Below are 14,436 nucleotides of genomic sequence, written 5' to 3'. Positions count from 1 at the left end.
GGAGACCAAAATGCGTAAATGGAAAATAGCTTTGGGAACGGCCGTCGCCCTGGGGGCGATCTCGGTGGCAAGCGTTCACTTCCTCGACATGGCCAATCTCAGCCTCAATGCCGGCACGGCGGCAGCGACGCCCGCGCCAGCGGCATTCGTCATGCCGGTGCCGGTGGCGAGCGTGGTCAAGAAGACCATCCCGATCTATCTCGACTACGCCGCCCGCATCGAGGCGATCCACAGCGTCACGCTGCAGGCCCGCGTGCCCGGCTATCTCGAGGAGCAGACGGCTGAAGACGGCGCCGATGTGCGCCAGGGCGACCTGCTCTACAAGATCTCGCCCGACGACTTCCAGGCGGCTCTCGACCAGGCCAGGGCCGCAGTGCAGCGCGACCAGGCGAGCCTCGACTATGCGCGCTCCAATCTCGGCCGCGGTTCAGAACTCGCCAAGAGCGGTTATCTCGCCAAGGACGGGTTCGACCAGCGCACCAGCACGTTGCGCCAGGCCGAGGCGTCGCTTGCCGTCAACCAGGCGGCGGTACGGACGGCCGAGCTCAATTTGAGCTACGCCGAAATCCACGCCCCGTTTGCCGGCCGCGTCGGCCGCAATCAGGCTTCCGTCGGCACGCTGGTCAGCGTTGCCGGCACGGTGCTGAACACGCTGGTGCAGCTCGACCCGATCTACGTCACCTTCAATCCGAGCGAGACGGACCTGGCCGAAATCGAGCAGGCCCGCGCGGCCGGCCCGATCGAGGTCGAGGTGCTGCTGCCGGGCGAGACCGAGGCCAGCCAGAAAGGCGAACTCACCTTCATCGACAACACGGTCGACCACTCGACCGGCACGATCACGGCGCGCGCCACCATCGGCAATGCGAAGTTCTCGCTGCTGCCGGGCCAGTATGTCCGCGTGCGGCTGCACATCAAGCAGCTGCCTGACGCGCTGATGGTGCCGCAGGTGGCGCTGGGTTCGAGCCAGCTCGGCAAATATGTCTATGTCGTCGGCAAGGGCAACACGGTCGACCAGCGCATCGTCACGCTTGGCGCGAACAGCGGCGATCTGGTGGCCGTGCTGACCGGCGTTGCCGAAGGCGACCAGGTGATAACGGGTAATCTGCAGAAGATCGGACCAGGAATGCCGATCTCGCCATTGCCTCAGGAAAAGCCGGCCAGCTGATAACCCCCATCAGCCCCGGTTCTGTGGCGCCCTCGGCACCCACGCCGAGGGCGCCGTTTTTTATGGAGCGCCGTGCACTTTTCCTGGAATTACTCCGAGCAGCGCGACGAGGCCGGCAATGTCGGCGCGCTCGGCTTTCGCCGGCAGCATGAAGGCGCAATAGGGTTGCCCCAGCCGGACGGAAACCGAGGAGAGCGCTATCAGGCGGCCGGCTTCGAGATCGGCATCAGCCATTGTCCTCTGGCCAAGCGCTATCCCCAGCCCCAGCCTCGCCGCCGATATCGCCAGGCTGGAGAGGCCGACGCGACGGCCGTGCGAGGGGTCGGGCGCGCGAATGCCGCCCGCCGCCGCGAACCAGTCCGCCCAGCTTGGATGCGAGGCATAGGTCGGGCCCCAATTGGTGTGGATGAACTGGCTTTCATGCATATCCGCCAGGACGTTGCCGTGGCGCTTGAGAAATTCGGGCGACGCGACCGGCAGCACCTCGTCATGCACCAGCCGCACCATCCGCAGCGCCGGATACTGATAGTCGCCATAGGAGATGCGCAGGTCGATGCTCTGGCGCACGACATCGACCGGATCGTCCTCGACGCGGATGTCGATCGCCATCTGCGGGAAGCCGTCGAGCAGCTCCGCCAGTCGCGGCGCCAGCCACAATTCGGCCAGCGAGAACGGCACGCTGACGACCAGACGCGGCCGCATGCCGCCTTCCAGCATGCGCCGGCCGACCGCCGCTATGTCGCTCAGGGCGCGGGCCGTCTGCGGGTAGATGGCGTGGCCGGCATCGGTCAGCGTGATGCGGTTGCCGTTGCGCACGAAAAGCTGCTTGCCGAACCAGCTTTCAAGGTTGCGGATCTGCTGGCTGACCGCGGCCGAGGAGACGCCAAGTTCGGTGGCGGCAAGCGTGAAGGAGCCGGCGCGCGCGGCAACCTCGAAGGCTCGCACGGCGTTCAAGGGCGGGAGCTTCTCCATTTCGCTTCCTCAATATTTTCTTGTGCAAGCCTAATTATTTTCCGCGTTGAGAGAAAGATTTTTTTGTCGTCTTCTGCTTTCGAAACCGGAGCATTTGACGATGAAAGACATTCTCGATCTCGACCGCTACCCGCTCGATCGTGAAGGCCGCCCCGAATGGAGGCGGCTGGTGGACACCTCTGTCGCGGCGCTGGAAGCCGACGGCATGTTCAATCTCGAAGGGTTTTTGCGCCCTGGCGTCGCCGAGAAGGCGGTTCAAGAAATCCAGCCGGTGATGGCGGCGCACTCGCATGTGCACAAGCGCATGCACAACATCTACTTCAAGCCGGACCTTCCCGAACTCGCTCCGGATCATCCGGCGCTGCGCAAGGTCGAGACCATCAGCCACACGGTGTGCGCCGACCAGATTCCCGGCAGCACCGTGCTTGCCATCTATGAGTACAAACCGCTGCTGCGCTTCCTGGCGGCGGCGATGGGCAAGAGCAAGCTGCATGTGATGCAGGACCCGCTGGCGCGCACCAATGTCATGGCCTACCGCGCCGGCGAAGCGTTGAACTGGCATTTCGACCGCTCGGAATTCACCACCACGCTTTTGCTGCAGGCGCCTGAACGCGGCGGCGATTTCGAGTACCGCACCGATCTGCGGTCGGACGACAATCCCAACTATGACGGCGTCGCAAAACTGCTCGAAGGGCGCGACCCCGAGGCAAAGATCCTGCGACTGAAGCCGGGCACGCTGAACGTCTTCCGCGGCAAGAACACCGCACATCGCGTCACCACGGTCCAGGGCGAGCACGAGCGGATGATCGCGGTGTTTTCCTATTATGAGAAGCCGGGTGTGATGTTCAGCCCAGAAGAGCGGGTCGGCTTCTACGGCCGCGCAGCATGAGGCCGAAAGGCTGACACGCCACCCGCTACAAGAATCCGGAAAAGGCCTCTTGTAGGATTGTCGACAATCTGCTTGTCTTGTTCCCGCTCTCACTGGAGTGGCGACATGGCCAAGCTGGATTTCAGTCCGATCGCGGATACGACACGCCGCGCCGAGATCGTCGCGCTGCTCAGGCGCGCGATCCTGACCGGCCAGCTGGAACCCGGGCAAAAACTCAACGAACTCAGGATCGCCGAGCAGATGCGGGTCAGCCGCGCGCCGTTGCGCGAGGCGATGCGCGAGCTGGTGCAGGAAGGCATCCTGACCAGCATCCCCTACGCCGGCACCTTCGTCATTGATGTCACCGCCAAGGACATTGACGACGCCTATTCGCTGAACAAGGTGCTCGATGAATTCGCCATCGAACGCACCTGGAAGCTGCGCGACCAGCGCTTCTTCGACGAGCTCGACAGCCGCCACGAGGCGGTGAAGCAGGCGACGCGCGCGCTCGACACCACGCGCCAGATCGAAACCGCGCTGCAACTGCACGGGCTGATTTATGAATGGGCCGACAATTCGGTGCTGCTGGAAACCTGGCAGCGGCTGACCAGCCGGCTGCAAATGTACTTTGCCTTGCACCAGCGCGCCCGCAACGAGCCGGTGCCGGCGGAAGATGTCCACGAGACTTATGTGCGGCTGTTAAAGGGCGCCGACATGCGCGCCGCCCAGCGCCATGCCCGTGAGCACATCGACCTCGATTTCGAAGAGCTGCTTGCCTATGCGCGCGGCCTCGAACAGCGGACATCGAAGGGCGCCTGACCCCTCCTCGCCACCAAGGGACAACGGACAGACCAACGTGCAGATCAAAACCATCAAGGCCTATCGAGTCGTGCAGCCCTTCGTGGACGGGCCCTACCGCATGTCCAAGGGACGGGTCGCCGACTGCTTCGACGCGGTGATCGTCGGCATCACCTCCGACAGCGGCGTGACCGGCTGGGGCGAGATGGCGCCGCTCGGCAATTTCTATTCGGCCGCCTTTCCGGCCGGCACGCGCGCCGGCGTGGTAGAAATCGCGCCGCACCTGATCGGCCAGGATCCACGCGGCCTCGCCGGCATCGGCCGGCTGATGGACACGGTGTTCAAGGGCCATCCCTACATCAAGTCGGCGCTCGACATGGCCTGCTGGGACCTGGCTGCCCGCGCCGCCGACGTACCGCTGGTGACGATGCTTGGCGGCCGCGAGAGCGACATGGCGGAGACCTACCGCGTCGTCACCCACGGAACGCTCGACCAGATGTCGGCATTGGCCAAGAGGATCATCGCCGAGGGTTGCCGCCGCCTGCAGGTCAAGGTCGGCGGTAACGTGCATGACGACATCGACCGGGTGACGGCCGTCGCTTCGGCCGTGCCGAAAGGCACGGTCATTTTCTGCGACGCCAATGCCGGCTGGACGCCCTACCAGGCACGGCAGTTCGCCGATGCCACGCGCGGCATCGACTACACATTCGAGCAGCCCTGCACGACGATCGAGGAGAACATGTCGGTGCGCCGCATGCTCGACAAGCCGATGGTGCTCGACGAGAGCGTCATTTCGCTCGAGGCTATGCTGGATATTCACCGCCTGGGCGCGGCCGACGGGCTGACGCTGAAGATCTCGCGACTGGGCGGCGTGACCAGGACCCGGCAGATCCGCGACGTCGCCGTCGATCTGGGCTTCATGATCACCGTCGAGGATACGGGCGGCGCCGAGATCGATACCGCGGCGATGGCACATCTGTCGCTGTCGACGCCGGAAGAACGCCGGCTGCACGCCATTGCCTTCCACGAATGGGTGACGGTGCGCACAGCAAAAAACGCCCCGCCAGTCACCGGCAGTCATATGGGCATTCCCGACGGACCCGGCCTCGGCATCGATGTCGACCCGAGCCTGCTTGGCAAACCATTCTTCGAGATCGGCTGAGATGAAGATCAAGCGCGTCAAGGCGACGCCGATCAATCACCGGCTCGAAGCCCCTTATGTCTGGGTGTTCGGCGAACTCGACGGTTTCTCGCCGACCATCGTCGAGGTCGAGACCGAGGATGGATTGGTCGGCCTCGGCGAAGCGCCGACGCCGGGCGCCGCAGCCGTCATCAACGATGTGCTGGCGCCACGGCTTGTCGGCCGCGACGCCTTCGATATTGCCGGGGCCGAGGAAGTCTGTCTGCCCTTCTGGAGCGGCGTGCAATCGATCAACGACCGCACCCGCATCATGGCCTTCGGCGCCATCGAGGTGGCGCTGTGGGACCTGCGCGGCAAGGCGTGGAAGCAGCCGCTCTACCAACTGCTCGGCGGCGCCGTGCGCAAGGACATCCCTTTCACCGACTATTTTTCGCTGCGCGGCGATGGGGCTGAGGTGAAAGGCGAGAAGACACCCGAGGAAGTCGCCGACTATTGCGTCGAACTCAACGAGCGCTTCGGCACCACCTTCTTCGAAGGCAAATTCTCAACGGCTGATCCGAAAATCTCGCTGAAGATGGTCGAGCTGATCCGCAAAGAGCTCGGCGACGAGGCGATGATCCGCATCGATTCCAACCAGGCCTATTCGCTGGCGACCGCCAGGCGCCTGGTGCGGCCGCTGGAGGAGCTTGGCGTGCGCAACTGGGAGGATCCGGTGGCGAGCATCGAAGAGATGCGCGAATTGCGCCGTCATTGCTCCATCCCGTTCTCGACCCACAACATCGACATTGCCCGCGCCATGGAGCTGAAGGTGCCGGACGCCTTTGTCGGCAACCCGACGGCGCATGGCGGCATCGGCCGCATGCAGCGCTTCGTCGGCGCCTGCGAGCATGCCGGCATCGACTACTGGTGCTACAGCGGCGACACCGGCGTCGGCAGTGCCTGCTATCTGCATCTCTGCGCTGCACTCGGCTGGATACGGGAACCCAACCAGTCGCTGTTTCGCATGCAGCCGATGGACATTATCGAGGAAGGACCGTTTTCGCCCAGGAACAATGTCGTGCCGGTGCCGGAGGGCCACGGCCTCGGCGTCACGCTGTCGCAGGACAGACTTGCCACCTGCCATCGCGACTTCGTGGAGAACGGGCCATGCAACAAATACCACGACCCGGAAAAGCCCGGCACCTATCGCCGGCTGCCGCTTAACTAGGCCGTTTTCGGTCCGCAATTGCGTCAAAACAACGAGGAGTGATCACACAAGCCGACAAGAGACGGATACAACAAGAGAAGCCCGCAGCTGTGACGAGCGCGCGGGACGAGCGGGTAAAAAGCAGATGGCTCCCAAATCCGGCCGCTCCTCATTATGGACCGGATGGAGCGCGAAAAATCGGGTGCTACAGTCCGGTCGAGAGACTTCGTTGACGGCCGGGATAAGGAGAACTCCACGGAATTTCGTCAGCCACACACACCAGCCAACGACAAGAACACAGGGGAAAGGGTAGAACCCATGATCAAGAATTACCGCCTTCTCGACCTCATCCGGCGCCAGCGCACGCCGCTCGAAAACCACCTGATCGACGGACTGGTTGACGGCCGCGTCAGCCGCCGCGAGTTCATTCGTCATGGCAGCCTGCTCGGCCTGTCGCTGCCGCTGCTCGGCGGCATCACCACAGCGGCCGGCTTCGGCGGCATGCCTTCGCTCGCCCGCGCCCAAGGCGCGCCGGGCGCCACCATTCGCGTCGCCAGCAGCGTGCCCGCCGCGGCCATCGACCCGGTGACCATTGCCGACGCCGGCGGCCTGCTGGTGATGCAGCAGGTGGCCGAATTCCTCTGCGTCGATGGCCCCGATCTGGTGCTGCAGCCCGCACTTGCCGAAAGCTGGAAGCCGAACGCCGACGGCTCGGTGTGGACGTTCACGCTGCGCAAGGGCGTGAAATTCCACTCGGGCGGCGAGATGAAGGCCGACGACGTGGTGGCCAGCATCGACCGCCTCGCCGATCCGGCGAACTCCTCCAACGCGCTGTCGGTGTTCAACGGCATCCTGAAGAAGGGCGCCTCGAAGAAAATCGACGACTACACCGTCGAATTCCACCTCGACGCGCCGAACGGCAACTTCCCCTACATGCTGTCGTCGGACAACTACAACGCCGTCATCATCCCGGCGAGCTACAAGGGCGACTACGAGAAAAGCTTCGACGGCACCGGGCCGTTCAAGATCGAAAAATACACGCCGAAGGTCGGCGCCTCCTTCATCCGCAACGAAGATTACTGGGGTCCGAAGGCACTGCCGGAGCGCACCGAGTTCACCTTCTTCACCGACGTGCAGCCGATGATCCTGGCGCTGCAGGGCGGACAGGTCGACATCATCAACCAGATGCCGGTTCTGTCGGGCGTGGCGCTGCTCAACGATCCGAGCGTGGACATCATCAGCCTGAAGTCGTCGGCGCATCAGCAGCTGCATATGCGTTGCGACGACGGCCCGTTGAAGGACGCGCGCGTACGCCGCGCCATTGCGCTCTGCCTCGACCGCGACAAGCTGGCCGCCGGTCTGATGAAGGGACGCTCGGCGCTCGGCAATGACAGCCCGTTCGCTGCAGTCTACCCGTCGACCGACACGAGCGTGCCGCAGCGCAAGCAGGACATAGCGCAGGCCAAGCAGCTGATGGAGGCCGCCGGTGTCGCCCAGGGCTTCAAGGTGACGCTGACCACCGAGCGCTACCTCGAAATTCCCGAGTACGCACAGCTGATCCAGAACTGGGTCAAGGAGATCGGCGTCGAACTCGAACTCAACATCCTCGACCAGGGCGGCTATTACGGCGACGCGGTGTTCGGCAAATCGAACTGGCTGGATTCGGTGATGGGCATCACCGATTACGGCCACCGCGGCGTGCCGAACGTCTACCTCGCGGCACCGCTGAAGAGCGAAGGCACCTGGAACGCAGCGCACTTCAAGAACAAGGACTACGATGCGCTGGCGACCAGCTACATCGCCGCCCTCGACCTCGAAGCGCAGAAGGCCGACGCCGGCAAGATCCAGAAGCTGCTGCTCGAGGAAACGCCTATCATCTTCGGCTATTTCTACGACTATCTGACGGCAACGGCGAAGGGCGTGACCGGCGTGCAGCCCACAGCCATGTCGCAGCTGTTCCTCGAAAAAGCGTCGAAGGCCTGAACGCGAGGAAGAGCTGATCCCGCGACCGCCAGCCCAAGCCAGGGCTGGCGCCTGATGACAGCCGGGACAGGGCGCATGGCGCCCTCCCCGGCTTGGCCATCATGAATGATCAGCGTTGACGTGTCCAATGGAGTCCAGAACCCTGCTCACTACCATGCATTGGGGAACCTACGAGGTCAGGACCGAGAACGGCAGGCTCGTCGGTGTCGAACCGTGGAGCGGCGATCGCGACCCGTCGCCGATCGGCCAGTCCTTGCTCGGCGCCGCGCAGGGAAATATGCGCGTCGCGCGACCCGCCATCAGGCGCGGCTGGCTCGAAGGGGACAGATCGGCAGTCCGCGGCCGGCGGGGCGGCGAGGCCTTTGTCGAAGTACCCTGGGAGAAGGCGCTCGACATCGTCGCGGCCGAGCTTGACCGGGTCCGCACCGCGCATGGCAACGCCGCGATCTACGCCGGCTCCTACGGATGGGCGAGCGCCGGGCGGTTCCACCATGCCCAAAGCCAGGTCCACCGCTTCCTCAACACGATCGGCGGCTACACCAGCTCGGTCCTCAGCTACTCCTACGGCGCGGGCGAGATCATCCTGCCGCATGTGCTCGGTGGGACCGACGGCCTGACCGGCAATCATACCACCTGGGACGGGATCGAGCAGCACAGCCAGCTGATCATCGCCTTTGGCGGGCTGCCCTGGCGCAATGCGCAGATCCAGGGTGGCGGCGCGGCACGCCACGAAGCCTCGGCAGCCTTGCAAAAGGCCGTCGCCAACGGCGCCCGGATCATCAATGTCTCGCCCGTGCGCGACGACGCGCCGCGCGGCGTCGTCAGCGAATGGCTGCCGCTGCGACCGAACAGCGACGCCGCCGTCATGCTGGCGCTGTGCCATGTGCTGATCAGCGAGGGCCGTCACGACGAGACCTTCCTGGCGCGCTACTGTATCGGCTTCGAGGTCGTGCGGGCCTATGTCATGGGCGAAAGCGACGGCCAGCCAAAGGACCCGGCCTGGGCGGCAGCGCTGAGCGGCATGGCAGCGGAAAAAATCATCGCGCTGGCCAGGGAGATGGCAAGCAAGCGCACCATGCTGATGGTCAGCTGGTCGCTGCAGCGCGCCGACCATGGCGAGCAGCCCTACTGGGCGGCGATCACGCTCGCGGCGCTGCTCGGCCAGATCGGATTGCCGGGCGGCGGGTTCGGCTTCGGCTATTCCTCGACGAACGGCGCCGGACGGCCGGGGATGGGATTTCGCTGGCCGTCCGTGCCGCAGGGCAGCAACGGCGTACCGGATTTCATACCTGTGGCGCGTGTGGCCGACATGCTGCTCAATCCCGGCGGGTCGTTCGAATTCAACGGCGCTGAGCTGTCCTATCCCGATGTCAGGCTGGTCTACTGGGCAGGCGGCAATCCCTTCCACCACCATCAGGACCTGAACCGTCTCGTCGAGGCCTGGCAGCGGCCCGAGACGATCATTGTGCACGAGCCCTTCTGGGCGGCCACAGCGCGCTATGCCGACATCGTTCTGCCGGTCACGACGCCGCTGGAAAGGAACGATCTCGCCTTTTCGAACCGCGAAAACCTGATGGTCGCCATGAAGCAGGCCATCGACCCGGTGGAGGAGGCGCGAGACGACTACGGCATCTTTGCCGAGCTGGCGACGCGGCTCGGCGTACGCGACGCCTTCACCGAAGGGCGCGATGCCGAACAGTGGATCCGCCTGCTCTACGGCCAGGCCAGGGAGAATGCGAGCGCCACCGGCGTCGACATGCCACCATTCGAGCGTTTCTGGCAGGACGGCCTCGCCGAAGTCACGCGCAAGGTCACCTCGCAGACGTTCCTGGGGCCGTTCCGCTCGGACCCCGAGCGCCACCGGCTGGCGACGCCGTCGGGGCGCATCGAGCTCTATTCGGCGACGATCGATGGCTTCGGCTATGACGACTGTCCCGGCCATGCGGTGTGGCGGGAGCCACGGGAATGGCTTGGCAGCGGTCTTGCCGAGCGGTTTCCGCTGCATCTTTTGTCGCCGCAACCGGCCGACAAGCTGCACAGCCAATACGACCACGGCTCGGTCAGCCGCGCCGGCAAAGTGTCCGGCCGCGCACCGCTGTGGATCAACCGGACTGACGCCGCCGCGCGCGGCATCCTGGACGGAGAGATCGTCGTCGTCTTCAACGATCGCGGATCGTGCCTGGCCGGGGCAATCCTGACCGACGGGTTGATCCCCGGCGTCGTGCAACTGCCGACCGGCGCATGGTTCGATCCCGTCGAACCCGGGCAATCGCCCAGCCTGGAAAAGCACGGCAACCCGAATGTGCTGACGGCGGACCGGGGCACGTCGCGCCTTGCCCAGTCGCCGACCTGTAATTCGACGCTGGTCCAGGTGTCGCGATTTGCAGGCGTCGTTCCGCCGGTGACGGCGTTCGACCTGCCTGTCATACTGAATTTGTCCGACGTCCCCGGCATGGCCGGCCTTTCATAGGAGTCGATGCCATTCTCTCCTTCCTCGTCCGGCGTGTCTCGCTGTCGCTCGTCACGCTGTTCCTGCTCTCGATCATGGTGTTTCTGGGCGGCCAAGTGCTGCCCGGAAATGTCGGCCGCGCCATTTTGGGGCCGTTTGCCGACCAGCGCGCCGTCGATGCGCTCAACCACACGCTCGGCGTCGACCGTCCGCTGCTCACCCAATATGGCAGCTGGATCTGGAATTTCATCCAGGGCGACATGGGCACGTCCTATATCTTCCGCTCGCCGGTGGCGCCGTTCGTGCTCGATGCGCTCGTCAATTCGATGAAGCTGGCCGCGGTCGCCTTCGTGCTGGTGGTGCCGATCGGCATCCTCGGCGGCGTGATAGCCGCGCTCAACCTCAACCGTCCGCTCGACCGCATCATCAGCCTTGGCGGCCTGTCGGTGACGGTGCTGCCGGAATTCGTCACCGGCATCATCCTGATCCTGATCTTCGGCGTGTGGCTGCGCTGGCTGCCGATCTCGGCGGCATGGCCGAAGGATGCCGGCTTCTTCACCCAGCTCTATTATTTGATCCTGCCGTCGCTGCCGCTGTTCCTGGTGCTGTTCGGCTATATCGCCCGCATGGCACGTTCCGGCATGATCGAGGCGCTGGATTCCGATTACACGCGAACGGCGGTGCTCAAGGGCCTGCCGTGGCGAACGGTGATCTGGCGCCATGTGTTGCGCAATGCGCTGCTGCCGACCATCACGGTGATCGCGACGCAGACCGGCTATCTCATCGGCGGCCTCGTCGTCATCGAGACGCTGTTCCGCTACCAGGGCATCGGCTCGCTGATCTTCACCGCCGCACGCGGCAAGGATTTCCCGATCCTCGAGGCCGGCATCCTGACCATCGGCATCGTCTATGCAGTGGCGACCCTTGTCGCCGACTTTCTCTATTCCGTGCTCAATCCACGCATCCGCCTGGGGACTGACCAATGAGCGCTGCCGACACCATTCCGGCGCCCGACGCTGCCCCCCGGCGCGGCCCCTGGGCAGAGGTGTTCTTCTCGCTGCTGCGGTCGCCGACTTTTCTCGTCGGCCTCGGCATCGCGCTGTTCTGGATCGCCTGCGCCCTGTTCGGCGAGCATTTCGCGCCCTACGACCCACTTGCCGACGACATCATCAACGCACTGGCGCCACCTTCGGGCGAGCACTGGTTCGGCACCGACCAGATCGGCCGCGATGTCTTCTCGCGCGTTATCGTCGGCTCGCGCGACATCCTCACGGTCGCTCCGCTGGCGACGTTGCTGGCGACCGTTGCGGGAACGGCGCTCGGCCTCTTCACCGGCTATTTCCGGGGCATTGTCGACGACATCGTCAGCCGCATCCTCGAAGCCTTCATGGCCATCCCGGTGGTCATCGTCGCTCTGTTGGCAATCGTCGCGCTCGGCACCTCGAAGGCAACGGTGATTGTCGTCATCGGCCTCAGCTTCGCGCCGATCATCGCACGCACCGTGCGTTCGGCGGTGCTTGCCGAGCGCGAACTCGACTATGTCGCCGCCGCCCAGCTGAGGCACGAAAGCGCGCTGCATACGATGTTCGTCGAGATCCTGCCCAACGTCATTCCGCCGATCCTGGTCGAGACGACGGTGCGGCTCGGCTATGCGATCTTCGCCGTCGCCACGCTGTCCTTCATGGGCTTCGGCATCCAGCCGCCCTCGCCCGATTGGGGCCTGTCGATCTCCTCGAATTACGGCATGATCGGCGGCGGCTTCTGGTGGACGGTGCTGTTCGACGCGCTCGCCATCGCCTCGCTGGTGATCGGGGTCAATCTGGTGGCCGATGGTGTTCAGGGAGCGCTCAATGACTGAGACCAACGCGCTGGAACTCCACGACCTCTCCGTCGCCTACCGCGTCAACGGCCGCAACCGGGCTGTGCTGCGCAATCTCAGCCTCACAATCGGCCGGGGCGAGGCCTATGGGCTGGTCGGCGAATCCGGCTGCGGTAAATCCACGGTGGCGCTGACCGTGGTGCGTTATCTCCCGCGCAACGGCTCGATCACCGGCGGGGCGATCTCGCTCGACGGCCAGGATGTGATGAAGCTCGACGCCGAGGCGCTCCGGCGCGCCCGCGCCGACAGCGTATCGATGGTCTATCAAGACCCCGGCAAGGCGCTGAACCCGTCGCTGCGCATTGGCCGCCAACTGACCGAGATTTTCGAGCTTGGGGGCGTTGCCGGACAAGCGGCCGAAGAGCGCGCCATCGCCATGCTGAACCGGGTGCGCATTTCCGATCCGAAAAGCGTCATGCAGCGCTATCCGCACCAGCTTTCGGGCGGCATGCAGCAGCGCGTGGCGATTGCCATGGCGCTGGCCAACGATCCAACCATGCTGATCCTTGACGAGCCGACGACCGGCCTCGATGCGACGGTGGAAGCCGAGGTGCTCGACCTGATCGCGCAGCTTCGCCAGGAACTGTCGGCCTCGATCCTGTTCATCAGCCACAACCTCGCCGTCGTCTCCAACATGTGCGACCGCGTCGGCGTTCTCTATGCCGGCATGCTGGTCGAGGAAGGGCCAACGGATCGCGTGTTCAGCGATCCGCGCCATCCCTATACGGTGGCGCTGCTGCGCTGCCTGCCGCGAGGCGGCCAGCGCAAGGACCATGGCCGGCTCGACACCATACCGGGCTTCCTGCCCGGCATCGGCGCCACCATTAGGGGATGCGCGTTCGCCGACCGCTGCGCCCTCGCTACCGACCGATGCCGCACAGAATTGCCGCCGCTCTATGATCTCGGTGGCCGGCTGTCGCGCTGCCACTATCACGAGCAGGCGCAGTCGCTGCCGCGCGCCACGCCGAGCGATGTCGCCGCTCCTGCCCGCAAGGAGGCTCCGGCCGTTCTGCGCGTCGACGGTTTGAACAAGACCTATGCCAGCCACGGCCATGCGCTGCGGGCGGTGAAGGATGTCTCGGTCAGCCTGCGGCCAGGCGAGACGCTTGGCCTGGTCGGCGAATCCGGCAGCGGCAAGACGACCTTCGCCCGGCTGCTGCTCGGCCTCGTGCCGCCCGACGAAGGCGGCACCATCGAACTCGAAGGCAAGGCGCTGGCGCCACGGCTGCAGAACCGCAGCGACGACCAGATCAAGGCGATGCAGATCGTCTTCCAGAACCCGGATTCGGCGCTCAACCGCTCGCATTCGATCCGCCATCTGATCAGCCGGGCGCTGAAGCGGCTGGCCGGCCTGAAAGGTGCTGCATTGCAGGCGCGCCTGGAAGAACTCGTGCGTTCGGTGCGGCTGACCGACCGGCACCTCGCCGTCAAGCCGCGCCAGCTCTCTGGCGGACTGAAGCAGCGCGTCGCCATTGCGCGCGCCTTCGCCGGCGAGCCGCGCATCGTCGTCTGCGACGAGCCGACCTCGGCACTCGACGTCTCGGTGCAGGCGGCGATCCTCAACCTGCTCGCCGATCTGCAATCGAAGGAAGATGTCAGCTACATCTTCATCTCGCACGACCTTGGCGTGGTGCGTTACCTCTCCGACAAGATCGCGGTGCTCTATCTCGGCCGCATCATGGAGCTCGGGCCGTCCGAGAACGTCTTTGCCGGCCCGCATCACCCCTATACGGAGGCGCTGCTGTCGGCGGTGCCCAAGCTCGACCAGACGGAGACGGCGCGCATCCGGCTCGACGGCGAAATCCCCAGCGCCACCAATCCGCCCTCGGGCTGCGTGTTCCACACACGCTGTCCGCGCAAGATCGGCGCGATCTGCGAGACGCAGGAACCGCCGCTGGCCGAGGCCCAGCCCGGCCACACGATCCGTTGCCACATTCCCTATGCGGAACTGGCAAGGCTGCAGGCGCCGAAGCAACCAGTGCCTGCCTGAGGTTG

11 protein-coding genes are annotated in these 14,436 nt (G+C 64.9%); 10 read left to right on the top strand and 1 reads right to left on the bottom strand.

Annotation, left to right across the window (positions count from 1 at the left end):
• Positions 1 to 10: 10 nt before the first annotated feature.
• Complete coding sequence (locus tag ACYHH6_RS14680) at positions 11 to 1,165, top strand: efflux RND transporter periplasmic adaptor subunit (RefSeq protein WP_352584465.1); 1,155 nt, start codon at positions 11 to 13, stop codon at positions 1,163 to 1,165.
• A 60-nt stretch (positions 1,166 to 1,225) separates the two neighbouring features.
• Here ACYHH6_RS14680 and ACYHH6_RS14675 read toward each other — a convergent pair whose 3' ends face one another.
• Positions 1,226 to 2,137: a LysR substrate-binding domain-containing protein gene (locus ACYHH6_RS14675; protein WP_352584463.1), complete on the bottom strand. Its 912-nt coding sequence runs from the start codon at positions 2,135 to 2,137 to the stop codon at positions 1,226 to 1,228.
• Positions 2,138 to 2,237: 100 nt separating this feature from the next.
• Between ACYHH6_RS14675 and ACYHH6_RS14670 the strand changes: the two genes are divergently transcribed.
• From ACYHH6_RS14670 to ACYHH6_RS14630, 9 genes are all read left to right on the top strand, one after another.
• On the top strand, positions 2,238 to 3,026 hold the full coding sequence (locus ACYHH6_RS14670; RefSeq protein WP_352584461.1) for a HalD/BesD family halogenase: 789 nt from the start codon (positions 2,238 to 2,240) through the stop codon (positions 3,024 to 3,026).
• 105 nt (positions 3,027 to 3,131) lie between these two features.
• A complete protein-coding gene (locus ACYHH6_RS14665; protein WP_352584459.1) occupies positions 3,132 to 3,824 on the top strand; it encodes a GntR family transcriptional regulator in 693 nt (230 codons plus the stop codon).
• A gap of 37 nt (positions 3,825 to 3,861) precedes the next feature.
• On the top strand, positions 3,862 to 4,965 hold the full coding sequence (locus tag ACYHH6_RS14660) for a mandelate racemase/muconate lactonizing enzyme family protein (protein ID WP_352584457.1): 1,104 nt from the start codon (positions 3,862 to 3,864) through the stop codon (positions 4,963 to 4,965).
• Between the two features lies 1 nt (position 4,966).
• Complete coding sequence (locus tag ACYHH6_RS14655) at positions 4,967 to 6,151, top strand: mandelate racemase/muconate lactonizing enzyme family protein (protein WP_352584455.1); 1,185 nt, start codon at positions 4,967 to 4,969, stop codon at positions 6,149 to 6,151.
• Between the two features lie 297 nt (positions 6,152 to 6,448).
• Complete coding sequence (locus ACYHH6_RS14650) at positions 6,449 to 8,113, top strand: ABC transporter substrate-binding protein (protein WP_352584453.1); 1,665 nt, start codon at positions 6,449 to 6,451, stop codon at positions 8,111 to 8,113.
• Between the two features lie 127 nt (positions 8,114 to 8,240).
• On the top strand, positions 8,241 to 10,583 hold the full coding sequence (locus tag ACYHH6_RS14645) for a molybdopterin guanine dinucleotide-containing S/N-oxide reductase (RefSeq protein WP_352584451.1): 2,343 nt from the start codon (positions 8,241 to 8,243) through the stop codon (positions 10,581 to 10,583).
• Positions 10,584 to 10,594: 11 nt separating this feature from the next.
• Positions 10,595 to 11,548, top strand: coding sequence for an ABC transporter permease (locus ACYHH6_RS14640; RefSeq protein ID WP_352585211.1), 954 nt, complete (start codon positions 10,595 to 10,597; stop codon positions 11,546 to 11,548).
• On the top strand, positions 11,545 to 12,420 hold the full coding sequence (locus tag ACYHH6_RS14635) for an ABC transporter permease (protein WP_352584449.1): 876 nt from the start codon (positions 11,545 to 11,547) through the stop codon (positions 12,418 to 12,420). The genes ACYHH6_RS14640 and ACYHH6_RS14635 overlap by 4 nt, the downstream gene beginning before the upstream one ends.
• A complete protein-coding gene (locus ACYHH6_RS14630; RefSeq protein ID WP_352584447.1) occupies positions 12,413 to 14,431 on the top strand; it encodes a dipeptide ABC transporter ATP-binding protein in 2,019 nt (672 codons plus the stop codon). Before ACYHH6_RS14635 ends, ACYHH6_RS14630 begins: the two co-directional genes overlap by 8 nt.
• Positions 14,432 to 14,436 lie beyond the last annotated feature (5 nt).

The sequence above is a fragment of the Mesorhizobium sp. P171375 genome, from assembly GCF_057786075.1.
This window is presented reverse-complemented; position numbering and strand designations above follow the sequence as displayed.